13 protein-coding genes, 1 tRNA gene and 1 other RNA gene are annotated in these 24,192 nt (G+C 52.9%); 6 read left to right on the top strand and 9 right to left on the bottom strand.

Annotated features, from left to right (window positions below; all coding sequences use genetic code 11):
• The first annotated feature begins 195 nt into the window (after positions 1–195).
• From CYPRO_RS15390 to CYPRO_RS15380, 3 genes are all read left to right on the top strand, one after another.
• Positions 196–269, top strand: a tRNA-Pro gene (locus tag CYPRO_RS15390).
• A 922-nt stretch (positions 270–1,191) separates the two neighbouring features.
• Complete coding sequence (locus CYPRO_RS16805) at positions 1,192–4,347, top strand: T9SS type A sorting domain-containing protein (protein ID WP_240644780.1); 3,156 nt, start codon at positions 1,192–1,194, stop codon at positions 4,345–4,347.
• A 174-nt stretch (positions 4,348–4,521) separates the two neighbouring features.
• Positions 4,522–4,779, top strand: coding sequence for a PID-CTERM protein-sorting domain-containing protein (locus CYPRO_RS15380; protein WP_114985461.1), 258 nt, complete (start codon positions 4,522–4,524; stop codon positions 4,777–4,779).
• Positions 4,780–5,319: 540 nt separating this feature from the next.
• Here the strand turns inward: CYPRO_RS15380 and CYPRO_RS16650 are convergent.
• A complete protein-coding gene (locus CYPRO_RS16650) occupies positions 5,320–5,457 on the bottom strand; it encodes a hypothetical protein (RefSeq protein WP_164682857.1) in 138 nt (45 codons plus the stop codon).
• A 22-nt stretch (positions 5,458–5,479) separates the two neighbouring features.
• Here CYPRO_RS16650 and ffs point away from each other — a divergent pair.
• Positions 5,480–5,579, top strand: an RNA gene (gene ffs / locus CYPRO_RS15375) — signal recognition particle sRNA small type.
• Between the two features lie 236 nt (positions 5,580–5,815).
• On the opposite strand, the gene pruA is transcribed toward ffs, so the two are convergent.
• On the bottom strand, positions 5,816–7,441 hold the full coding sequence (pruA, locus tag CYPRO_RS15370) for an L-glutamate gamma-semialdehyde dehydrogenase (RefSeq protein ID WP_114985460.1): 1,626 nt from the start codon (positions 7,439–7,441) through the stop codon (positions 5,816–5,818).
• Positions 7,442–7,741: 300 nt separating this feature from the next.
• Positions 7,742–9,628: a PAS domain-containing protein gene (locus tag CYPRO_RS15365; protein ID WP_114985459.1), complete on the bottom strand. Its 1,887-nt coding sequence runs from the start codon at positions 9,626–9,628 to the stop codon at positions 7,742–7,744.
• 729 nt (positions 9,629–10,357) lie between these two features.
• Here CYPRO_RS15365 and CYPRO_RS15360 point away from each other — a divergent pair.
• Positions 10,358–11,707, top strand: a complete 1,350-nt coding sequence (locus tag CYPRO_RS15360; RefSeq protein ID WP_114985458.1) for a metal-dependent hydrolase family protein — start codon at positions 10,358–10,360, stop codon at positions 11,705–11,707.
• Positions 11,708–11,863: 156 nt separating this feature from the next.
• Here CYPRO_RS15360 and CYPRO_RS15355 read toward each other — a convergent pair whose 3' ends face one another.
• The 5 genes from CYPRO_RS15355 to CYPRO_RS15335 all read right to left on the bottom strand — a co-directional run bounded on the left by CYPRO_RS15355 (position 11,864) and on the right by CYPRO_RS15335 (position 19,726).
• Entirely contained in the window at positions 11,864–13,357 is a 1,494-nt protein-coding gene (locus CYPRO_RS15355; protein WP_114985457.1) for an L-lactate permease, read from the bottom strand.
• 548 nt (positions 13,358–13,905) lie between these two features.
• A complete protein-coding gene (locus CYPRO_RS15350) occupies positions 13,906–15,990 on the bottom strand; it encodes an LruC domain-containing protein (RefSeq protein WP_114985456.1) in 2,085 nt (694 codons plus the stop codon).
• Between the two features lie 122 nt (positions 15,991–16,112).
• The gene (locus tag CYPRO_RS15345) at positions 16,113–16,490 is read right to left on the bottom strand and encodes a hypothetical protein (protein ID WP_114985455.1); all 378 of its coding nucleotides are present in this window, start codon (positions 16,488–16,490) and stop codon (positions 16,113–16,115) included.
• A 462-nt stretch (positions 16,491–16,952) separates the two neighbouring features.
• Positions 16,953–18,425, bottom strand: coding sequence for an SLC13 family permease (locus tag CYPRO_RS15340; protein WP_114985454.1), 1,473 nt, complete (start codon positions 18,423–18,425; stop codon positions 16,953–16,955).
• Positions 18,426–18,751: 326 nt separating this feature from the next.
• A complete protein-coding gene (locus tag CYPRO_RS15335; RefSeq protein ID WP_114985453.1) occupies positions 18,752–19,726 on the bottom strand; it encodes a YpdA family putative bacillithiol disulfide reductase in 975 nt (324 codons plus the stop codon).
• 517 nt (positions 19,727–20,243) lie between these two features.
• Here CYPRO_RS15335 and trxB point away from each other — a divergent pair.
• Positions 20,244–21,221, top strand: coding sequence for a thioredoxin-disulfide reductase (gene trxB / locus CYPRO_RS15330; RefSeq protein WP_114985452.1), 978 nt, complete (start codon positions 20,244–20,246; stop codon positions 21,219–21,221).
• Between the two features lie 467 nt (positions 21,222–21,688).
• Here the strand turns inward: trxB and porZ are convergent, their stop codons facing one another.
• Positions 21,689–24,076: a type IX secretion system anionic LPS delivery protein PorZ gene (gene porZ / locus CYPRO_RS15325; protein WP_114985451.1), complete on the bottom strand. Its 2,388-nt coding sequence runs from the start codon at positions 24,074–24,076 to the stop codon at positions 21,689–21,691.
• Positions 24,077–24,192: the final 116 nt, after the last annotated feature.

Below are 24,192 nucleotides of genomic sequence, written 5' to 3'. Positions count from 1 at the left end.
CCGCAAAACTGACGCAGGATGGATGGCAGCGGAAGATGGGATGAGCGAAGTGCTTACCCGGCATTGCAACGTTGAGCCGCGCGCATTCCTCAGTGGTTGCGGCTTGCACCGCCGCGGCAGCCTTCTTAAATTTGGGAAGCTTTTCAGCAAGGCTGTCAATGAGGACAAACATTCAGGCATTTACGCCAACATCATCGGGGCGTAGCGCAGCCCGGTAGCGCGCTTCGTTCGGGACGAAGAGGTCGCAGGTTCAAATCCTGTCGCCCCGACAAAAAGGTTTTCAGGTTAAAAAGGTTTGTAGTTTGTGCAGTGCCTGAATGTTTAAATCGCTGAATGATTCAGCCTCCGTTTTTTTACCGCGAAGGCCGCGAAGGGTAACGCGAAGGGCACGAAGGGAACTGCTGTACCCCCCCATAAAAAAGAATATTCCACGCCGGATGGGACAACAACAAGTGTAACCGCCTGCTGAAATCCTGAAGACCTAAAGCCTGAAGCCCTAACATACTGAAGCCCTGACATACTGACATACTGACATACTGACATACTGAAACCCTGACATTCTGCTCCCGATAGCCTGTATCAAATTTTACGCTCAAAGCATTATTATTCATCGAAAAGGGCTTTTATATATCGCCAATAACAGCTATTATAGCGGGAATTGATTTAATGTAAGCGCTTACGAAAAGAAAAAGCCTTGCACTTGAATCAATTGTACTAACAGGCTACCGATACAGAGGACTACCGATGAACCCTGCAACAACAAACCGATTCAGCCTCAAAAGCGCAGTTCTGACTGTGATGGGCGGGAAAAGTCCGGTTTTGGAAGAGCAGCTTCGGCGTCGATCCCTCTGCTGATACAGGCCGCAGCAGCAGATCCGTACAGTCCGCTGCCCGTGCAGGCCATGAAAAATGCTACACTTTATAATACCCCGAAAAATCCTGATCCGCTGATCCACTGACCACTGACCACTGACTTCTGCACTCTGCAAAGCAGCCTGCACGAAAACGGGCAAAAACACAAATGCAGGCGCAGGCAAGGCGCAGTTCAGGGCAAATCAGGCAGGATACCGCACAGACACACAAAAACAGCTTTCACATACACACAACCCTAATTTGTAACTGAAACCGCAAACCGCTGCAAAGCCGGCCAAAAGCACAAAAGCAATGCAGCGCAATACCGGAGTTAAACTTATGAAAGAATATATACAGATAAACAGCACAGGTACAGATACAACACCGCCTGCTACATGCAAGCGTCCTCAGCTACGCTTTTTTAATAAAGTGATGACCCTTGCCCTTGCCCTGATTTTTGTTTGGGGATGGGGGAGTGAGGTTATCGGGCAGGTGACTTTTAACGGGAACACCAGAACAGGATTTGGGGGTGCCGTTGGGAATAGCACAATGGAATGGAGCGAATCATCCGGAACCATTACGGTGACTTTTACAAAAGGGGCAGGCGACTTTAGTGATGCACTTGTGATCTATTTATTTACAGGAGCAGCAGGTCGCAATGTGATTGATGGACAGGTTAATGATCAGGAAGACGAATTGCGCCTTGCTATCTCAAGTGCAGGAGCTGATGGATCAACAATCACTTTCTTCCCGGGTTTTGAGGCCTCGCACGCGATAGGCATTAACGCAGGTTTTGGCGGACTTTGGTCAATTCCAGCAACAGGTTCGATTGGAAATAACGGACTAGATTTTGTTACATCGGTTAATTCAACACTCAACAGTACTACTCAGGCTTCTTTCACCTTTTCGTTTACCTATGCCAATTTAGGGTTGAACCCCGGTGATCCCATCTATTTTGTTGCTACCTATCTGAACGGAACTAATGGATTTACTTCGAATGAGGGCTATGGCAGCGGATTGCCCGGCAATAATCCTGGCCCCGGAGCGGTTACTTTTACGAGCTTTTTGGAATATCCGACAGGTGTAGAGCGGGGTACGAGAGCAACGGCACAGGCTGGTAATTGGGATTCAAATGCAACATGGGCAAATAATGTGACTCCTCTTGCCTTAGAAAATGTGGTAATAGGACATGATGTGACCTTGAATGTAAATGCAGAGGTGCGCAGCCTTACCATCAACTCCGGCCAGGCTTTTGTTTTTGAAAACGAAGAATCGCGTCAGTTAACCATCCGTAGCGGCGGCGCCCTCACCAACAACGGCGCCTTCACGGCTAATGATGGTAAAGTGATATTTGCTGGCACAGGGACCGTTACCGGCCCATTAACTTTCAATGATGTTGATATTGCGGGCGGCGTAAATTTTGGTTCAGGAGCTTCAAGAGCTACCTTAGGCGGAATACTGAGCATAAATCCAGGTGGCTTTGTTCAGACAAATCCGCCAATCTACGCTGCTGGCTCAACACTCAGGTACAACACAGTAGGTACCTATGGCCGTGGCAGTGAGTGGCCCTCTGTAACCTTAAATCCCAGCAATAATCCACATCATGTTGTCGTGAACTCAATCCTAAGTATGGGTGACCATACGACAGGTAGAGCTGTTAATGGAAACCTTACTATTTTAGAAGAACGCTCCCTGGCACTATCTTCTGCAGTTGGTGGAGATTTGCGCGTGAGAGGAAATTGGGTAAACGAAGGCATATTCACGGCAAATAATCGCGCCGTTTTCTTTGATGGTACACAACCTCAAACCATTGAAAACGAGCAGACAGGTGGTATTTCAATTCCGTTTCTTTTCATTCAAAACAATGTTCGGGCACTAAGTGATTTGACAGTTGCAACCCGGTTAAGCCTGCAAAATAGCACACTGACTATTGGTTCGGGTAATGCACTTGTTGCACCCACACAGGTAACGGAGGATGACAACGGTATTAATTACGTTGATACGGGCGCAGCATTAGCTTTTGAGCGAGATATTGTAACACATTCGCGCTGGATTGGAATATCAATGCCTGTAGCTGGAGTGAATTTTGCCGGTTCTGGCGGGGTTTTTGATCCCTTCTGGACACAAGGTGACTTTACCGGCTCGGATGATCCTAATGCGAATGACGAGAATGCAAATCTTCGTCTCTATAATGAGGTAGCAGGAGATTACAAAGTTCCGGGTACCGCAGACTTTCAGCCCGGCGTAGGCTACCTGTTCTATGTTTTTGAAAGGAAAGACCGTGATGATCCAGAAACCGCTTTGACTTTCCCATTTACTCTTACTGTTTCCGGTCAGGAAAATACTTTTAGTTCCGGCATATTTCCATTTCCGGTTACTTTTAACTCCGAAGGTGGAAATGGGTGGAATTTATTAGCAAACCCATTTGGAGCAGCTTTAGATTGGGATAATTTGACAAGGTCAGATGCAACTGATTTTAATGGATTTGCCTATGTGTTAGAGCCATCATCACAGCGGTATTTAGCAACAGGTGGCGCTATTGAAGGAACTGTGATTGGTAATGATTTAGCACCGCACATCGCTCCGTTTCAGGCTTTTTGGGTTAAGGCCGAAAACAACGATGCGAATCTATCTGCTACACCAGCTAACAGAACAATCAATACTGATAACGCCGACCTCTTCAACACAACCCCAATTCCCGTATTCAGCCTGCGGTTAACTGCTGATAACTTGCAATCCACCACGGCATTCCGCTTCGGTGAAGGATTCTCAACTTCCTTCGCTAATACCGATGCGTACTTTCTTTCTGGTCTGACCACAACATTCGCCTTCACTTACAGCCTGAAGGATGAAACGCCGACCATGATTAACTCCCTTCCAATCGACCTCACCGAAGCCATCAGCTTCCCAATTGCGGCTGGTGCCTATGTGGAGGGCAATGCCTTTACCGGCGAAGCAAGCTTTACCTGGCCGGCGTTTGAGAACATCCCGGCAGACTGGTCCATCACACTGACCGATACCTACACCGGTACCGTGATTGACCTGCGCGATGCTACATCCTACAGCTTCATTATGGAAGCGCCTATGGGCCTGATGGCGAAAGTAGAGACCTTCAAGGATTTCCAGCATGAAGGCACTCCGGTTATGAACCCCATGTTCGCAGGCGAGCGCTTTATCCTCACCATCGATCCCGAAGTGCCAACCTCAGCGCCGATTTCAGGTGAGCTGCCGCGTGAGGTGAGCCTGAGCCAGAACTACCCGAACCCGTTCAACCCCACAACCCTGATACGCTTTGAGCTGCCGGCTTCTGAGGAAGTCCGCCTCGAGGTGTTCAACGTGCAGGGTCAGCGGGTCGCAACCCTCGTGAACGGTACCGTTCAGGCCGGCGTGCACAACGTGAGCTTCGACGCTTCATCGCTTTCCAGCGGTGTGTACCTGTACCGCCTGCAGGCCGGCAATCAGGTCCTCACCCGCAAGATGACGCTGATCAAGTAATTGTACTTCAGACGGTGGACCGCCGACCGCGGACGACAGATGGCACAGCGGTGCTGTTTGAACGCAAACGTTCGCGGTCAGCGGTCACAGCCCCGGCTGTAATGCAGCCGCACCTACAAACAAATTTTCTTTTCGATACCCCGATTATTTTAAAACTGACACACTTTTTGACTTATGAAAAAATTCATAGCATCCCTCGTTTCTATGGTAGTATTCGCCCTGTTGCTGAGCATCCCTGCCGATGTGCAGGCGCAGTCACAGCCTCGTGGCGACATTTGGGAAACCCAGGATAACGGCAACGGCCCCGGCGGCCCGCCAGCCCCTCCCGGCGCCCCGATTCAAACCCCGATAGGCAGCGGCCTCGGCATTCTGCTCGTAGCAGGCGGCGCGTATGCGGTGCGCAGGCTGCGTCAGCAGAAAGAAGAAGAATAAGATTTTAGATTTGGCAGTTGGTATTTAGCAGTTAGCTATTGGTTTTTTGGCTGCGGGTAGTTCGCTTTCATCAGTCAGGCTGATAAACGGCTAAATCCGGGACACATCCGTTTTTCGTTCGGTTACATGTTGTGGTGTACCGTGTGGGGCCCCCGAAATGTCGGTTTCGGGGGCTTTTTTATTTTTTGGTAGGCGGAGGTGGTACGCGAAAGCGCGAAGGCGGTGTGACGTCACTGTTGGAGAGACGCCCATGTACTCAATCCGCGTGCGTCAGACAGCCCGTGACACGAATTCGCCCCCCCGAATCCCCGGTACGCGTGGTAAGAACGCGGATCGAACGGATCAGGCGGATTTGCACGGATACATGGGAATTTGTCGGCATAAAACCCATGGCCTGTGGCGGCATGACACGGTCTGAGACGTGGTTTGAGACGTGATGTGAGACGTGATGTGAGACGTGATGTGAGACGTGATGTGAGACGCGATAAATCGCGTCTCTACGGGTTCACCCATGTATTACATCCGACCACCAATCATCAATCAGTGTTTCATTTCATCATTCAGAACAAAGGCAGAAAATTTTGTAACATACCGCCAAAAGCCAAAAGCCAAAAGCCAAAAGCCAAAAGCCAAAAGCCAAAAGCCAGAAACCAGAAACCCTCTTGCTTTCAGCTCCATTTGGTCTTATATTTAAAGTTCGGGGTAAGTGCTGCACGGCCAGCTCCCTCTGAACTCCGCCAGGACCGGAAGGTAGCAACGGTAGGAGGTCGTAGCGGCGCGATGCGGTTAGCTTACCCCGAACTTTTTTAGATTTCCGAACCCCTGTGATAGCTCTTTCTCACAGGGGTTTTTTTATGCCCTGAAATTGGATCAGGTTTGGGAAGCCATCCATCGATAAAAAACTTCAAACTGTCCTACTAAAGCAGGTGTAAGGGATTGGCAGCAGCAGCGGGCAGGGGTGTTCATCCTTCACAAAAAAATACCCGGACATCCTTTCGGAGCCGGGTATGGTGTGTGTTTCCTGATTTTTAGCGGCTTAGCCCATGTAGGGGTAGCGCCAGTCGGTGGGCGGATTGAGGTTTTCTTTGATGGATCGGGCGGAGAGCCAGCGCAGCAGGTTTTGCATGGAGCCGGCCTTGTCGTTGGTACCGGATGCACGTCCGCCGCCGAAGGGCTGCTGATCCACGATGGCGCCGGTCGGCTTGTCGTTGATGTAGAAGTTGCCCGCCGCATGTCGCAGACGGTCGGCCATCATGGTCACTGCGTAGCGGTCTTTGGCGAAAATGGCGCCGGTCAGGGCATAGGGCGAGGTTGTGTCGCAAAGCGTGAGGGCTTCATCCAGCTTGTCGTCTTCATAGACGTAGATGGTGAGCACCGGACCAAAGATTTCTTCTTCCATCGTTTTGAAGCGCGGATTGCTTGTGAGAATCACGGTCGGTTCAACGAAAAAGCCCACGCTGTCATCGTAGCGGCCGCCGGCCAGAATTTCGGCCTCATCGCTTCCCTTGGCATGATCGATGTATTGGGTGATGCTGTCGAAGGCTTTCTTATCAATTACGGCACCCATGAAGGTGTCGAACTCTTCCACATCGCCCATTTTGATCTGTGCGACTTCGGCCAGCAGGTCTTCACGCAGGGCGTCCCATTTGGAAGCGGGCACGTACATGCGGGAGGCTGCCGAGCATTTCTGTCCCTGAAACTCGAAGGCACCGCGCAGGGCGGCAACCGAAACTTCGCGTACATCGGCGGTTGGGTGCATGAAGATGAAATCCTTGCCGCCGGTTTCGCCTACGATGCGCGGGTAGGTTTTGTAGTTCTGTATGTTGGAGCCAATGGTGTGCCACATACGCTGAAAGGTGCCGGTTGAGCCGGTGAACTGCAGCCCGCACAGGTTGGGATCAGCGAAGACAGCGTCGCCTACATCTGCGCCATCGCCGGGCAGGAAGTTGATCACGCCCGGAGGCATGCCGGCACGCTCGAGCACTTCCATCACAAAATAGCTGGAGTACACGGAGCTTGTGGCCGGTTTCCAGATTACCGCGTTGCCGCAGAGCGCCATGGAGGTCGGCAGGTTGCCCGCAATGGCCGTGAAGTTGAAGGGCGTTACGGCAAACATGAAGCCTTCCAGGCCGCGGTATTCGACCCGGTTCCAGGTCTCTTTCGGGGAGGAGGGTTGATCGCCCATGATGCGGGTGAGGTAGTAGGCATTGAAGCGGAAGAAATCGGCCAGCTCGCCTACGGCCTCAATCTCGGACTGATGCGGGGTTTTGGACTGCCCCAGCATGGTCGCCGCGTTCGCACGGTAGCGCTCGGGTCCGGTGATGATGTCTGCGGCCTTAAGCAGGATGGACGCCCGGTGCTCCCACGGCATGTTCGCCCAGGCTTCGCGGGCCTCAAGACAGCTTGCGATGGCAAGTTTCACTTCTTCGGGTCCCGCCTTGTGCACTACACCCAGCTTGTGCTTGTGGTTGTGTGGCATCACCACATCCTGCGTGCGGCCGGTGAATATGCGTTTGCCACCAATGATGACCGGAATTTCTACTTCCTTCGCGCGAAGCTCTGAAAGGGCCTGCTTCAGTTTGTCGCGCTCAGGCGTGCCGGGCGCATAGCTCAGGTATGGCTCATTGTAGGGTTTGGGGACTTCAAAATAGGCTGTTGACATAAAGCGTAAGAAATTATTTTTAAATGATTAAGTGCGGGATGACAAAAGTCGAATCGGGATATATTTCATGTTCCGCAAAATACGGCTTAGGGCTGCAACCTCAAATTTAATGCTGAAGGATGGGGGCGGGGGTAAGGATGTGTTAACCAGGGACTGGCAAGCGACAAATTAGCCCGTCAGCATTGCTTCCTGAATGGTACATCCCCGAAATTTCCCATAAAAAAGGGTGTGCGTCAGGGACAGACGGAACGGGCCCGCGGGTATTCAGGCAGCCCGTGCGGTAATTGGCTCAGCTGCGGTTCAGTCGTCTGTGCGCAGGGATTTGCCGAAAGCTTTTTCGAAGGTATTGATGCGGTTGTTGAGCTTTGTGATGACTTCATCCAGCTCTTTAGCGGTGGGCAGAATGCTTTCGTAAAACATCTGGGTGTCGGGATCAGACGGATTCATGTCCTGCAGGGCCTCAGCTACGCCCATCAGGCGGGCAAGGGGCGCGCGGACTTCGTGCGACTGCGACCAAGCCAGTTTACGGAGAAAGGCGTTTTGTTCTTCGATTTTGCGGGTGTACTCCATCTGATCGGTTACATCCTGTATGGTACCCACAAAAGTTGGTTCGGAACTTGTCCGGTAAAAATTTTCCCGGTTCACGAAGTCGGCGCTGATTTTAACCCACCGGAGCGCGCCATCACGGGGGCGAACAATCTGATAGGTTGTGTAGAAGGAAGTTTGTGCTTGCACAGCTTCATAAAACGCTTTGGGCACGCTCTCTGAAAACTCCGGGGTGAGCAGTGTAATCCAGTTATGAACAGATTTTTCAAAGCTGTCATCGACCCCCAAAATATCAAGCATAACAGGTGAACCTTCCCACGTGCCCTGCTCCAGGTATATGACAAAATGCCCTACACCGGAAACGGTCTGCGAGCGCTCCAGAAAATACTGCTGCTCCAGATTGGCAAGCTCACGCCGCTTTTCGTCATCAATATTGTGGAGTACCAGCTTATAGACCAGTTCCCCATCGTCGTTTTGCCCAACCCTCAGGTAGGTTTTAAACCAGTTGCGCTTCCCCTTATTTGCATACTGCAGCAGAAAATCACCCAGCCAGTGCTGTTCTCCGACCGCAGGCTCGAGCATATCAATCATATTCACTACTGCGGGCAGGAACAGATTCTGACGCCCGTCCTGAATAATTTTCAGTTTTCGCTTGAGGTGAACGGCCGTGTTCTGTCCTTCCGGAATGTCAAACAGCACAGGAAGATAGCCGCAGCTTCGTATGCGTGACAGATCTTTGCTGAACTGCAGCAAGCCCATGTTCATTGTCTGACTGCTAATAAAAACCTGCTTTTCCATTTCACTCAGCCTTTTTTTGAGCTGAATATTCGTTTGCTGTTCATCACCCAGTGCTTCAAAAGTTCCGATAAGGTACAGCTCTGCTGTTTCTCCCGGATGCGCTACTTCAACACACTTGAATGAAATCAGTGCCGGTATGGGGTCCCTCAAACGCGGATGTAAGGTGAGCTCGAGGGTGTTTGTAAGGCCGGGATTATTGATGCCGTTTTGAATGGCCGCACCGAGCTTTTGCTGATCATCTTCGGAATAGAAGTTCAGGCCTGTATCGAGCGAAAGTGGGAAATCGTAGTCCACCCCATGAATATGATACATTTGGGACGACCAAAAGACGCTGCCATCATGTACCCGAAGTTCCCAGTAGCCGTCCTCAGGCGATTTGAACCCATGCCTGATCAGTTCGCTTTCCAGCTCTTTGGATTTTTGCAGCATTATTTCGCTGCTCACATCATGGTGAAACCCCAGCAGCCTGACGGGTTTATCATGCTTGTCACAAACCGGACGCGCTACGCAGCGCATCCATACATAGCGTCCGGATTTGTGAGTGAAGCGGATTACTTCATCAAAGCGATAGTCTTTAGCAACTTTGCCCTCATCAAGAGAGCGTGAAATGCGGTTGGTGTCTTCGGGATCAGCCAGTGCCATCCATGCGGAAGGGTGCTGATGCATTTCAGCGCTGTCATAGCCCAACGCCTCCCAGAAGCGATCGCTAAACCATTGGTGATCTGGGTTCTCCAAATCCAAAAACCAGATCCCGTCGGCCAGCCCGGAATCCAGCATATTGAGCAGTGTATCTGTATCCTTAAATAAACTTTTAAGTTCGTTCAGTAAATAGTGAGGCTGCATAAATGCGAGATGAGATAAAACAATGCTTATTGGGGCGATGAAAAGCAATGTGAATGTAAAAAGCAGACTAAAAGCTAAGGACTATGAGATATTACTATTTGTAAGACATGTCGATAGCCAATACATGGAGCAATTGCTCAAAATACGTAATTCAATCAACACTATATGTGACCGCGAAGTTTACTGTACAAAAGTTTAGCAGGGCGTATGTTGATTGCTGCTACTTAGGGCAGCTTTTTGTTTACGCTTTATGTATAATCTGTATCTTTAAAAAGATATTATTGGTTAATAAATGTATTTATAAGATAGAATAAAAACAAATGCTTTTTTGTGTAAAAAAAAGACAGGGGGTAATTGGGCTGGTAGGAATGTGGTTTGAATAGGCCTGTAATATGAGTCGGTAAGGCAGGCTGTTCGGCTCATCATAAGCATCAGCCTTATATGTAGCTTAAACAGACTTTTGTGCTGTGTTGGGTCAAGCTGCTTCTATTCAGTTGGCATTTTTGTTTTGAGTAATGGATGGGCCACAATTTTTTTGTAGGACACCTCAGCAGCATACACATACCTAAAAAGTCCATTCTATGAAAGCTGCACGACTGGTACTGAAAACGTAACAAGTATCAGACCCGAAATGACGGGCTTAGGTCAAAATAGTTTTTCATTAAGACGAGCATAATTGATATTATGAGTTGGCTATTATTTTAAACATCATCAACAAATAAGCATCTTATGAAACATAAATTAACTACCGTGCTTCTAACACCGCTGCTGTTTTGCTTGCTACTGCTTCAGGCAAACAGCGTTCAGGCCCAGCAAACGGGCGTGCTATTTACCAATGTCAATGTATTTGATGGCGAAAGTCACAGCCTGCACGAGAACCGGAACGTGCTCGTAGTGGGAAATAAAATCCACAGCATTTCCACGAGAGCTATTTCCGTACCCGATGATGTGAGCGTGACCCGCATTGATGGTGATGGGCGCACGCTCATCCCGGGTCTGATCGACGCACATGCGCATGCCGCTCTCATGTCCATGCCGATGATGGCCGCCATGACCGCCGATCCGGCCTATGTTCACATCACCAATGCCGTAGAAGCCGAAAAAACGCTGATGCGTGGCTTCACCACCCTCCGTGATGCGAGCGGCCCTGTATTCGGCCTGAAGCGTGCTATTGATGAAGGCCTGATTGTGGGTCCCCGGATTTACCCCGCCGGTGCCATGATTAGTCAGACAGCCGGGCATGGCGATTTCCGCATGCCGCATGAAGTGCCGCGTACCGAGCAATCTCCCCTTTCACACACGGAAGTAATGGGGGTCTCTGCAATTGCTGATGGCGTAAACGAAGTCACCCGCCGTGCACGCGAACAGCTGATGCTTGGCGCAAGTCACATCAAATTAGCTGGCGGCGGGGGTGTATCTTCCATGTACGATCCGCTTGATGCCGTGCAGTACACCTACGATGAAATCCGTGCAGCGGTACAGGCCGCCGAAAACTGGGGCACCTATGTGATGATTCACGCCTACACCCCTGCAGCGGTGCAGATGGCCATCCGGGCCGGTGTCAGGAGTATTGAGCACGGTCAGCTGCTCGATGAGGAGACAGTTATCATGATGGCAGAAAACGATGTGTGGTGGAGTTTGCAGCCTTTTCTTGATGACGAATTTGCGAATCCGAAAACCGGCCCGAGCCGCCTTAAGCAGATTTTGGTATCACAAGGAACTGAGCGCGCTTACGAGCTTGCAAGAAAGCACGATGTGCGCGTCGCCTGGGGAACAGATATGCTCTTCAACCCGGCCGGTAACCGTAATCAGGGGGCACAGCTTGCGAAGTTAAGCCGCTGGTTCACACCCGCTGAACTGCTGGTGATGGCGACCTCCAATAACGCGCAAATCCTGCAGCTTTCCGGCGAGCGTAACCCCTACCCCGGTGACCTTGGCGTTGTTAAAGAAGGCGCTTTGGCGGACCTCCTGCTTGTTGAAGGCAATCCGCTTGAGGATATTGACCTCATCCGCGACCCTGATACCAACTTCGTCATCATCATGAAGAACGGCCGGATTTACAAGAACAGCCTGAACTAGAGCATACGATTTTAAGAGAGGAATTCGGGTACATCACCGATTTTATGTGATGATCCGAATCCCTCTTTTTTTTGGGCAGCAGCACGTGAATGGTTTCGAAAAGAGAGATTGCTGTAAAACAGGTAAAAGCAGACCATGGAGCGCTGAGCATAGATTTTATAACAACAAATAGACAGCGGCAGCGAGCGCGGTAAACAGCACAAAACCGCCCACAACAAGGAAGTTGTTTTTGATGATGACCGGCAGGCCTTCCTGCAGGTGTACCACAGCGAGAACGGCTACGATGTTATGAATCGCGATCATGTTTCCGGCGGCTGCACCGGCGGCCTGCAGGGCTAAAATGAGTGTGTCGGGCAATTCGTTAACCCCGGCAGCGGAGGCTTGTACGGCACCAAGCATTAGATTTGAGACGGTAGCGCTGCCCGCAATGAAGGTGCCAAAAGCCCCGATTACCGTGGCGAACAGCAGGTACAGATAACCGGTACCGGCAAAGAGAGAAGCCACGAGCTCCGGTATGCCGGGTTCATCCGTCAGGCTGCTTGTGATGATAAGCTGCGCGAATGCTAAGGTCGGCAGCAGCACGAGCAGGGCCGGAACGGCTTTACCGAAGGCTTCAAAACTTGCACGATTGGGCTGCATGGCGTAGGCGACGCCAAAGGCAATGAGAATAAGCACGCCCGGCGTAAAGGCGCTGAGGGTATGCGTGATTTCTTCCGTAAAAATAAGGGTCGTACCTGCTGAACGAAGCAGGTCGCCGAAGCCCAGCAGGTTGGCACGGGAGGCAAACAGCAATGCCACTACAAGAGCGTAAGGAAAAAGCGCGCCCACAACCGGCTTCACCGGGGGCAGCTTTTTGGGATTGCCAAAAAATAAACCCAGCCGGAGCAGCAGCATGATCAGGATGAGTCCGGCAACGGCGCCTGCTACTGAGGGCAGCTCGGGACCAAGAAAGATTGCGGTAAGCATGAAGGGCACCGCAAAGGCCGCACCTGAGGCCAGCGCAAATAAGATGTAGTTTCGGGTGAGCGGTATTTCCGCGAGGCGGCTGTGCACATACAGCATGGCCAGCGGAATGAACACGGAAACAAAAGCTGTGACGATTCCCGCGGTCGCGGACACGGCCGCGAGATCGGCTTCCGGGGCAGCGCTTGCAATGCCCACCACCATCGTAGTCCCAAACGCCCCGAAAGCTACGGCGGCACTATCTGCCATAAGGGTGAGAATAACCGCAATAAGCGGTCGCACCCCGAGCACGACAAGCAATGGCGCGGCAATAGCAGCCGGCGTACCGAAACCAGCGACACCTTCCAGAAAGGAAACAAAAAACCAGCCGATCAAAATGATGTGGATGCGGGTATCGTCGGAATAATCCATGAAGAACTGCTGCAGGTCATCAAGACGTCCGTTGTGTTTGAGCAGGAAGAACAGCAGCAGCACGCCGATAATGATGAGAAAAAGCTCTGTGCCGATAACCAGTCCGTTCAGGCTCGCGGCAATCAGCAGTTCGGGCGCGGCATCCCAAAAGAAAAATAGCAGCGCTGCGGTAAGCAGGTACACAGCCAGCATGGTGAGCCCGGCATTTACTTTTTTGACGAGCAGCAGGTAGGTAAGGACTACAAAAGGCAGCAGGGAAAGCAGGACGAGGTTCATGGGGTTGCGAAATCAGATAAAGAACTTTGGCGCGTGATACAGGAATGACGGCTTTATTTCGGGATGTACGGGGCTATTGGTTTTGCCGGGCAATTAACGACATCTGACTGCTCTATGATGTATTCTTTTTATCGGAAAGATGGTGATGTGTTGTTTGCCACATAAGCCGCCGGAGATGGCCATCATTCCGCAGTTCTGATCGGGCTTAATGCGTCCCTGCGGGTGATGAAATTTCTCCCGCTCTCTTTTTGACGGTCAGGTCGTGTGTTTCGGGTACAGATGTGCGGCAGGCCGAATCTGACCGGGTAGCGTTCAGGCTTTGCAGCTTCTTTTTATTCCGGATTCATCAAAAAAGCAAGGGCTTAAGCTTTGGTTTGGGATGCCGTAATCTGCCGCCCAAACTCCTGATGTTCACGGGGTTTTCCCCAAAAAAAACACAGGCAGTCTTCGGGCAGACAAGCGGGTTCCGATTGACCTTGCCGTACATAAGAAAGCCCCCGCGAACAATGTGGTGCGCGGAGGCTTTTGAAAGAAAGTACGGGGGCGGTTTATTCTTCGATGAAGATTTTCTCCCAGTTTCGGTACTGATCTGCGGTGTTGCTGAACCAGTCTTGGAACTGTGTGCCGCCGCTTTGCGCCCAGTCGATAAAGCGGGGATAGGCGTCAATAATATCTGCCTGCTCAACGGGGTAATCGAAGCGGTGAATGAGGTTGATGGCCCAGGGTAGATTGTTTTTTGTCACATACCAGCGGTTTTGAGAAGGACTTGAACGATCATCGCTTGTGCCGAAAAGATCCATGTTTGCGAGGTCTGTAGGCGGGTAGCCGGGCAGGTGTATTTCGCGTCCGCGGTTGCCGTTTACGATCAGGAAGGGGTTGAAGCTCGAAATATCCACATCGCTGTAGGTGTAGCTGCCGCCCACAAATTCGATGGTGATGAAGAATACGGCGGGTTGCACATAGGGGGCAGTCGGCTCAGTGTTGACGCCGGTGCCTGCGCCGGGATGCTGCATTTGGGTGTAGGTGTTGTCAAACACGATAATGGTGGGCTTGCTTTGCCCGGCCTCGGTGCCGTTGGGATTGAGCGTGATAAAATCTTCGGTGAGGCTGAAGCCGCTCACGACAATGTCATCCTGCTGTATGTTTTCGGAAAGCTGAAAGCCGAAGCCGTTGCGGAAGGCTGCGCCAAAGGCACGCAGTACAATGACGGCTTCAATGCGCTCAACGATGTTCTGATTGTTGGAAGAGATCTGAAACTGATAATCCACGACCATGTCGTTGAAGTCGAAGTCGCCTTTTGCAGGCCAGAGGTCTTCAAAAGCAAGGGTGCCGGGTCCGGACGCAGGGAAGAAATTGATGATACCGGTAAGGCTTGGCTCAACCGAAATGCTGACTTCTCCTGTATCGCAAAGATAGCTGAGCGGATCAGGCAGGCACAGGCTGTAGGTGAAGGTGTCGGTGCCTTCGAAAAAGGGATCAGGGGTGTAGGTAAAGGTGCCGTCGGGGTTAAAGGTGAGGACGCCTTCTGCGGGTTCGGCTTCGAGTGCGAAGGTGGAACCGGGCTGAAAAGTATCGTTGTCGCCTACAGACCCTTCGAGAGTGGTTTGGATGCCGATGGAGTAAAAATCGTCTTCGGCTACGATTACGGGATTTGCAGAGAAATAGGCGCCACCAGCTGCGATATCGAGGCCGCCATCGGTAGCGTTGGTATTGGTTGGGAAGGTGCTGACATCAAACCAATCGGCGCTGTTGGCTGGGGCGTCGCCGGCGGTTATGGAGTAGCCGTAAATGGTTTGTCCCGGGCTTAATCCAAGGATTTCGAAAGTAAAGAGAATACCGGACATAGGCTGCGGGCCTACGTTTGCACTTTGCTCAGCGGGTACGTTGGGGTTCGGGCGGCGCATAACCTGTGTGCGAAAGCTGTAGCCGGTAGGTCCCCAGTCGCTGGCTTCCACCAGAACGGCTGGTGCGAAGCTCGCCGGGTTGCCGCTGGCATCGAGGGAGGTGATGGCAGCTATGCGGAAGCGATCGTTGCCGCCCCGCTCTTTGATGATGAAGCCTTCTTCAGCAACGAGGGCCGGGACTTCTATGCCGTCATCAAAAATGAAATCGAGCCGCATCACATTGTTTACGTTGCTGCTGTTGTCGCCGGTGTTCTGGAAAATGTTATCAACACCCCGGTTCATGATCGGGTTAAGCAGGGCTTCTTGCATACTGCTGATGTAGCCCGGATTCAGGTTGACATTGTTGCCCGTGACTTCGCCCTGATAGTAAAATATCTCGCGCTCGTCGGGGATACCCGGAATGGAGACGCGCTGCATTTCAATGCGGTTAGCAAAAAGGGCCGGCGTAAAGGTTCTTCCCGCAGCTTCGACATTGAGCAAGAGCAGGTCGTTTTCGCTGCCGGTGTTGAAGAAGTAGCTGAACCTTCCGGCGCTGTAGTCGTTACTTGCGTCATCAACCGAAGTGTACACTGCACTAATGCTGCTGATGGGGACTTGTGCGCGGGCTTCTGAAGAAAAGCCAAAAGTCCAAAAGAGCAGGCTTACTGAAATGAAGGCTATTGATTTCAGGTGACGGATTGAAGCAGTAGCAGAAGGTAGCAGGGAATAGGACGTAACAGGGAATTTCATAGCAGGGGTATTTTACGTTCGCTTAGTATTTGTCGGTGCCGGGATTCAGAAAAAGTGGGGAAAGACATGCTCAGGCCGGCATAGCGTTGCGGTTGAGCGAAAAACGGGGTAGAATGATTAACCTATGGCTGGAAGGTGTGTGAAATTTCGGGCTGATCGAGGCGTAGTTTCTTTTCATGGCCTTTGTAGCGTACGGTGATTTCCTTCATGTAAGCCGGAATCGTTAGCCTGAAGCTGTATTCCTGTGTGTCGATCAGATTAGCGCGGTGATAGGTCGTGCCTTCTTCATCAACAAGCTGAACGAGTCCTGTTTCGTAACCTGTGAGGTTGAATGTGATATCCCGCTGTGTGCGCCAGTCAAAGGAATCAGGAACCCGCAAATCTTCACTGCTCTCGACCGGTTGAGAGGTGTCCGGGCCCGGAGAATAGCTGTCACATGCAGAAAGGGAACCGAGCGAAATCAGAAGGGCTGTTATGAGCAGATAGACTGGGAATTTCATGCCTTTAAGGAGATTTTGGTATTGGATTGGGGGATGTATCAGGAAAAATACGTATGAAAATAAGATACAAAGAAGCGCATGGGTTCCGGAGAATAATTCGATAAACACCCTGAATACTCCGATGAAAGCAGCGCCGGGCAGGTCAGGCGTGCGATCAGAATAAGCTGCTTTGTTGTATCATCCGGTAAAGTACGCGGGTCGTGTTGTATCTGATACCGGGCTGTCTGTTAGCACAATGCGGGTGTGTAATGTTCAAAAAGAGGCGGGAGAGGTCGTCTGGCTGTGGTGTTTGGATATTTCTCCCCAAAAAGCAAGGGCTTAAGCTTAGGTTTGGGATGCCGTAATCTGCCGCCCAAACTCCTGATGTTCACGGAGTTTCCCCCAAAAAAACACCCGCCGGGTGCAATTGACGCAGCGGGTGTCGGGCTTGTGATAAAGTATCGGGTGGCCTGAATATTTCGGTTAGAAGGCGATGCCAAATACGAAGTAAAGCAGCAGGTAGACGGCTACGGATATGACTACGACCATGGAGAGGTTGATCATGAAGCCGGCGCGGGCCATTTGAGGGATGCTGACCAGGCCGCTGCCGTACACGATGGCGTTGGGCGGGGTGGCGACGGGCAGCATGAAGGCGCAGCTTGCACCGATGGCCGCGGGTATGGCGAGTACCATGGGATCATACCCCATCATGATGGCGACCGAGGCGAGAATCGGGAGGAAGGCCGCTGCGGTTGCGGTGTTGCTCGTGATTTCCGTGAGGAAAATGATGACAAGCAGCGAGAGCAATAGCAGGGCAAAAATCGGAATCCAGTCGAGGTGTGATATCGACATCCCGATCCATTCGGCGAGGCCGGTATCGGTGATGGCCGCCGCAAGGCTGAGGCCGCCGCCGAAGAGAATCAGCACTTCCCAGGGCAGGCGTTTGGCGTCTTCCCACTGCAGCACAAACTCGAAGTTCCGGAAGCTGACCGGCAGCAGGAACATGAGCACGGCGCCGAATATCGCAATACCGGTATCCGAAAGGTTGGGAATGAAGGGCTCGAGCAGGGGTCTGAAAATCCAGAGGGAAGCGACGGTCAGGAATACTATGCTAACCATTTTTTCCGCCCGGCTCATGCGTCCGGCGTCTTTCAGCTCGTCGCGAATCATGGCTTTGCCGCCGGGGATTTCGGTGATTTTGATGGGATATACCAGCCGCGTGAGGATCACAAAAATGATGGGCAGGGATACGATTACAATGGGCAGACCAAGCATCATCCACTGCGCGAAGCCGATTTCGACGCCGTAGGTATCGAGCATGTAGCCGGCCATCAGGGCGTTGGGAGGCGTGCCGATGAGGGTGCCGATGCCGCCCACGTTACAGGCGTAGGCAAGGCACAGCAGCATGACCATGCCGAAGTTGGTCTGCAGCTCGCCCCGGCTGATGTCTTTGCCCCGTTCCACAAGCCGGATGATGGAGAGCGCAATCGGTAGCATCATCATGGCGGTCGCGGTGTTGCTTACCCACATGCTCAGAAAGGCGGCCGCAAGCATGAAGCCGATGATGACCGAGGTGGGCTTCACCCCGACAAACAGCACAATCCGCAGGGCAATCCGCCGGTGCAGGTTGGTTTTTTCAAGGGCGAGGGCGATAATGAAGCCGCCCATGAACAGGTAGATGAGCGGGTTCGCGAAAGGTGCGGTCGCCTGCCCGATGGTGCTGACTTCGAGTATGGGGAACAGCACAATCGGCAGCAGGGCGGTAGCGGGGATGGGAACGGCTTCGGTGACCCACCAAATGGCCATGAACAGCCCTACTGCGGCCACACGCCAGGCTTCGGTGCTGAGGGCTTCGGGCGTGGGGGCGAGATACATCAGCAGAAACGCGGACGGACCCGCAAACAGACCGATTTTGTTGCTTAGGTTTTTGATTTTTTCTTTTTGGGACGGACTCATAGAAGGATACCTCCGGCTGAATTTGATTTCCGGGTTTGATGACCGTCCGTCGCAGGTGCTGCCTGTTTTGTTGCTTTTTCTGTGTCTGTGCTGTCTTTCTCAGATACCTTGCGTGGATGTGCTGAATAGTGTTTTGGAATTGCGCTGCGCCGGCCCGACATCAGTCCCGTGGCCGATTTGATTAACCCATCATGTCAAAAGGAAGACCGCAGGCAGATGTGAAATCTGATGCGGTATTCCGGTCAGGTTTTCTGTAAGCAAGATACAAAAAAGCGCTTTCAGAATCCTGGAAATCGAATAGCGGACTCCTGTTTTTGGGGCTTACCTCAGACGCCGGTGCCGGCTTTTTCGCTGACGCCGCTGATGTGCTCCGCAATTATATCGGCGTGCACAATGGAGTTTTCGATGAACCATTTGCTGGTGTTGTATCCGCCGCACACGACCCCTGCAAGGTAGATGCCCGCGCGTGAGCTTTCCATGGTTTCGGGATTGAAGACCGGGGTGCGGTGCTCATCTTCTTCGAATGAAAGGGACAGCATTTCGAGCAGTGCAAAGCTGGGTTCGTAGCCGGTCATGGCAAGCACGAAGTCGTTGGGCAGCCTGATCTCGCCCTCAGGTGTGCTGATCACTACTTCATCCTCGCGGATTTCCTTGACCGTGCTGTTGAACCAGCAGTTGATGGCGCCCTCCTTTATGCGGTTCATGATGTCGGGCTTCACCCAGTACTTCACGCCGGGCTTGAGTTCCGGATCGCGCACCACCATGCTCACCTTCGAGCCGCAGCGGTAGGTTTCGAGGGCGACATCAACTGCGGAGTTGCCGCCGCCTACCACAAGCACCTTGAGTCCGGCGTAGGGGTGCGGCTCGTCGTAATAGTGCTTCACTTTTGGGAGGTCTTCGCCCGGCACGTTCATCCGGTGCGGGATGCCGTAGAAACCGGTAGAGACGATGATTTTTTCGGCCTCGTACACCGCCTTGCTGGTTTTCACGGTGAATGCGCCGTCGGTGCCGCGGACGTCCTGCACTTCTTCATAGACGTTCACGGGCAGCTCGTACGCGTCCTTTACGCGGCGGTAGTACTCGAGGGCTTCGCGGCGCGTCGCTTTTACGCCGTGCGAGATGAAAGGCACCCCGCCGATTTCCAGCCGGTCCGAAGTGGAGAAGAAGGTCATGTTGGTCGGATAGTGAAATACCGAATTGACCAGACAGCCTTTTTCTATGATGATGAAGGGGATGTCTTTCTTTTTGAGTGCGATACCGCAGGCGAGTCCGATGGGACCCGCGCCAATAATGACGACCATAGTTTATTTTTGATGTGCTAATTTGATGTTTCCTTAACCCGCATTATTCACAATTAAACAGGACATATTTGCTAAACGTATGTTTAAATGAGTCTTAGGGAAAAACACCTTTAGCCAAAATTTGAGTGTAGTGTAAAGACTGCGCATCGAGCGAAGCGATTCCCGCGCAGCGAAATTCCCCCGCTGGCGGCGTTGAATCTGAAAACTCATGCTCAGGGTACTTAGGTACCCTTCCACTGAGTTTTCAGCTTCGCCTTGCCAGCAAGAAAATTTCTTGGTGAATAATTCGGGTAAAGATAACCAACGCCCGTGAGAGTTGCCGGACAGGTAGAATCAGGACTTATAAAACGGATGGGGAAGCCGGGGCATTCGGCAGATGGGGTGGAGGATGCAGGTGTTGAAAACCCCTTCCAAGGTCGTGCAGCCTGCGTGAGCTGACTATTCTACTTTTCAGTAATATATGCCTATATTAACAGCAAAATTAAAACGTTCCCTTTTTAAACAGAAAACACAGACTATGGAAGATATTGCAGGAAAAACCTTCAAAGTTGTAGTTGTCGGCAGCGGTCCCGCCGGCCTCACCGCCGCCCTTTATGCCGCCCGTGCGGATCTCGCACCCCTCGTGCTTGAAGGTCCCGAGCCCGGCGGACAGCTCACTACCACTACCGATGTGGAAAATTTCCCCGGCTACCCTGAAGGCGTAACCGGCCCCAAAATGATGGACGACTTCAAAGCGCAGGCCGCCCGCTTCGGTGCGGACATCCGCTATGGCACGGTCGATCATATCGAGTTCGCGCAGCGTCCGTTCAAGCTCCGTGTCGATGAAGAGCATCACATCTTCGCCGAGAGCATCATTGTTTCGACGGGCGCCTCGGCCAAATGGCTTGGCATCGAGAGCGAGCAGCGCATGAGAGGACGCGGCGTAACCGCCTGCGCGACCTGCGACGGTGCCTTTTTCCGGAATCAGCATGTGATCGTGATCGGTGGCGGTGACACCGCGATGGAAGAAGCGACCTTCCTGACCCGCTACGCAAGCAAAGTCACCATCGTGCACCGCCGCGATGAATTCCGTGCTTCCAAGCACATGCAGAAGCGTGCCCTCAACAACCCTAAAATTGAGGTGATGTGGAATTCCGAGCTCGATGAAGTACTCGGTGAGCAGGTGGTAGATGGCGTCAAAATCAAGAACCGTGTCACCGGCGAAGTACAAACCCTCGCCGACGTAACCGGCGTATTCCTCGCCATCGGTCACAAGCCGAACACCGACCTTTTCAAAGGCGTGCTGGAAATGGATGAAACCGGCTACATCATTACGGAAGGCAAGAGCACTAAAACCACGCTTGAAGGCGTCTTTGCCTGTGGCGACGCGCAGGACTCTGTTTACCGTCAGGCCATCACCGCCGCCGGTACCGGCTGCATGGCCGCGATGGACGCCGAACGCTGGCTCGAAAATCAGGCCGAAGCCAAGGCGGAAGAAGCCGAAGCACAAGCCTGAGCCACGGGATTTTAAAACCCGTTCAGATTAACAAAAAAAAGGAAACCCCAAACCGGGGTTTCCTTTTTTGGTTATAGGGGATATCCCCCCCAATGTGCGTTGAAACCGAAACCGCCGCCGCGAATCCCCGCGACGGCCATGGATGCGCGAACAAACCCGAACATCCGAATTCGCCCCAATATTCGAATACGGAAACCGTAGGGGCGACCCTCGTGGTCGCCCTGGACTCGTCGTCGCCATGGACTCGTGGTCGCCCTGGACCCTCGTGGTCGCCCGGGATGCATGAAAAACACCCCGGATGCGCGTTTCAAATCGGACATAATCCGCGTAATCATTCAAAGCCCATCGTTCGAAACGCAACCATCGGGTGGTGATCAGATCCGGGGGCGACCACAAGGGTCGCCCCAACGGTTGCCCCGACAGTACGGTATTTCGAAAAAACCGAAATACGCGCCCCGATTCCATTTTTACCGGATAATCACCGCCTTACCAACCCCGCGTTCATTCCCGTTCACGTCGTTGGCGATAATCATGTAAACGCCGCTACTGACCTCATTCCCATTGAAATCGCGTACGTTCCATTCGGCGCGGCCGCTGCGGGCGTTGATGCGGTTAATCAGGCGACCGTCAACGGTAATCACCGAAATCAGGGTTGCGTCGGTGAGGCCTTCAATAATCATGTTGCCGGAGTGCTGATTGTAGCGGAAGGGGTTGGGATACACGAATAAATCATCCATCTGACGCCCTGCCGTGCGCGGGGTGTCCACAAAAGTCAGCAGGCCTTCGTCCGTCGCAATAAAAACGGTGCCGCTCCGCTCATCTACCGCAACATCCACAATGGTGTTGGAAAACAGCGGACTGTTGGCTGTTGTGAAGTGCCGCAGAATGTTCCGGCCCTGTTCATCCACGAGATAAAGTCCGTCGCCCTGCGTACCGATCCACTTTTGGTTGGCGGCGTCTACGGCAATGCTTGTCGCGTTTACATCGCGCAGCAGGAAGGGAGAATCGGCGTCCGGATCCGCATTGATGAGAAAACTTGCCTGACGGTCCTGTGCGGTGCCGTCTATGATGCGGTCCGGAAACAGGAAGCGTGCCACGCCCCGGCCCGTGCCGACCCAGATTTCACCCCGGCGATCCTGCACTACGGCCTGCACCAGATCATTCGGCAGATTGCCCTGATTCTGTGCGGTCGTGAGCCGGATGCCGGTCTGCGTTCCGTCGGCCTCAACCCGGTTCACAAATACGCCACCCCCGCCGCCGGTGCCCGTTTGCAGCGGCAGCCATTTCTGACCACCGCGATCTATGTAAATGTCAAGGTATCGATCCGCGCCCGCATTGTCCGGCACCGGGAAGGTCAGCCATTCCTCGGTTTCAGGATCAAGCCGGATGAGCCGGTCGCCGTCGCCCCGTGCCATCGCAATCCAGATGTTGCCGTCCGCGTCCCGATCAATGCCGCCCACAACAGTGAACGGATCAGTGGCCGTAAGGCCGGGCAGCGGACTGTTCGTGGCATTAAACAGCCGGATCTCATCGGTTTGTTTGTTGTGCACCGCAATGCCGCGTCCGAAGCTGCCGAATACGTAATAGTTTTCTGTAATCGCCGCCCGGTACACGCTGTTGAAATTAAAACTGTCGAGCTGCGCATTGGTGCGCCTGTTAAAGCTTACCCATTCGCCGTTCCGGAAAATGTAGTAGCCCGCATTGTTGAGCGGCACCCCGCGCTGACCCGGCGCGGAAGTAGAAGCCGCAATCATCTCATCCCCATCCATCCGGAAGCGGATAAAAAAGTTGAGATCCGGTCCGGAAGGCCGGATAAAATCAAAATCCCCGCTCAGGTCAGTCTTCACCGCAAGTCCGCTTTCACGCGTGCCCGCCAGCAGAAGGGAAGGGGTGACTTCATCATCAAAAAAGCCGGTCAGATGGGTTTCCCGGGCTACGGTGTGCGTGCTTCGGAGACCATCGGCTTCGAGCACCGTTAGGGCGGACTCCGCAACAGCCAGCAGCGCGCCCGACGCATTCGACCGAAACCGCTCCACATTGCCTGTAAACGCATTGGTCTCGGACCACTCACCGCCGTCCAACGCCCGTGCAAAGTTGCCGGAACCCGTGCCGGCAAAAAGCTGATCCGCGTACGTCGCGATGGCGCTGACTTCCTGCGTGAGCGTCCCGATATTGCCCTGACCATCCGAATTATCCCAGTTTTGCGGCACCGCCAGCGCCTCATTCAGATTCCCTGCGGCAATGCCGGAAGCCGTTGCCGCATAGATCATGTCCCCTTCAACCTGAAAGGCATTCACCGCCGTGCCCCGGCTGAAGCGCCCGAGATTCACATAGCTGTCCCGCACCAGCCCGTTGCGCGTATCAAACACCACGATACCAAACTGCGCCGCCACAAAAAGCTCATCCCCGATGACCTGCAGCTGATTGATCCGCTTGTTGCTGAAGCTCTGATTCCGCGTGATGTCGCTGAGCGTGCGGAACTGAAACCGCTGCAAATCCAGGCTTTGAAGGGTGCCGTCGTTGAAGCCCAGCCACAACTGATGGCGCGCTTCATCATAGGCGATGGCGGTCGCGCTCAGGCGGTACATGCCGTCGAGTGAAGTCAGCGTTTCCAGCGAGCCCCCGCCGCCGGGAAGCCAGCGGTACAGCCCTCCATCCGTTGCCACCCAAAACGCGCCGTCGCGATCCTGCACCACATCAGTCGTGCGGGTGAAGGAAGTCTCCGGTCGCCAGTCCCCGATTTCCTGCGCCTGACCGCGCAGCGGCAACAGGCTGAAGGCGGTCAGCAGAATGAAAAACAAAACAAGAGAGAAAGGGGAAATGCGCATAGCGGAAGGGATCAGAAGTAGGGTCATTCGGGAAAGGGTTAAAATAACACTAACACACGGCTTTTATAAATGCCTTTAACCCGCCCGCCTGACTTACGTTCCGCCGCCAAGTCCTTCAGGCAGGGCCGTCAAAATGCCCTGCG

It is taken from the genome of Cyclonatronum proteinivorum (genome assembly GCF_003353065.1).
In the GTDB taxonomy this organism is placed as follows: domain Bacteria; phylum Bacteroidota; class Rhodothermia; order Balneolales; family Cyclonatronaceae; genus Cyclonatronum; species Cyclonatronum proteinivorum.
Note: the sequence above shows the minus strand (reverse complement) of the source record. Positions and strands in the feature narration are given on the sequence as shown.

Bases quoted from the DNA above. Each gene is read 5' to 3' on its own strand.
- trxB (WP_114985452.1), top strand. From the start codon at position 20,244: ATGGAAGATATTGCAGGAAAAACCTTCAAAGTTGTAGTTGTCGGCAGC.
- CYPRO_RS15350 (WP_114985456.1), bottom strand. From the start codon at position 15,990: ATGAAATTCCCTGTTACGTCCTATTCCCTGCTACCTTCTGCTACTGCT.
- porZ (WP_114985451.1), bottom strand. From the start codon at position 24,076: ATGACCCTACTTCTGATCCCTTCCGCTATGCGCATTTCCCCTTTCTCT.
- CYPRO_RS15380 (WP_114985461.1), top strand. From the start codon at position 4,522: ATGAAAAAATTCATAGCATCCCTCGTTTCTATGGTAGTATTCGCCCTG.
- CYPRO_RS15355 (WP_114985457.1), bottom strand. From the start codon at position 13,357: ATGAACCTCGTCCTGCTTTCCCTGCTGCCTTTTGTAGTCCTTACCTAC.
- CYPRO_RS15335 (WP_114985453.1), bottom strand. From the start codon at position 19,726: ATGGTCGTCATTATTGGCGCGGGTCCCATCGGACTCGCCTGCGGTATC.
- CYPRO_RS15340 (WP_114985454.1), bottom strand. From the start codon at position 18,425: ATGAGTCCGTCCCAAAAAGAAAAAATCAAAAACCTAAGCAACAAAATC.
- CYPRO_RS16805 (WP_240644780.1), top strand. From the start codon at position 1,192: ATGAAAGAATATATACAGATAAACAGCACAGGTACAGATACAACACCG.
- CYPRO_RS15365 (WP_114985459.1), bottom strand. From the start codon at position 9,628: ATGCAGCCTCACTATTTACTGAACGAACTTAAAAGTTTATTTAAGGAT.
- CYPRO_RS15345 (WP_114985455.1), bottom strand. From the start codon at position 16,490: ATGAAATTCCCAGTCTATCTGCTCATAACAGCCCTTCTGATTTCGCTC.
- CYPRO_RS16650 (WP_164682857.1), bottom strand. From the start codon at position 5,457: ATGGAGCTGAAAGCAAGAGGGTTTCTGGTTTCTGGCTTTTGGCTTTTG.
- pruA (WP_114985460.1), bottom strand. From the start codon at position 7,441: ATGTCAACAGCCTATTTTGAAGTCCCCAAACCCTACAATGAGCCATAC.
- CYPRO_RS15360 (WP_114985458.1), top strand. From the start codon at position 10,358: ATGAAACATAAATTAACTACCGTGCTTCTAACACCGCTGCTGTTTTGC.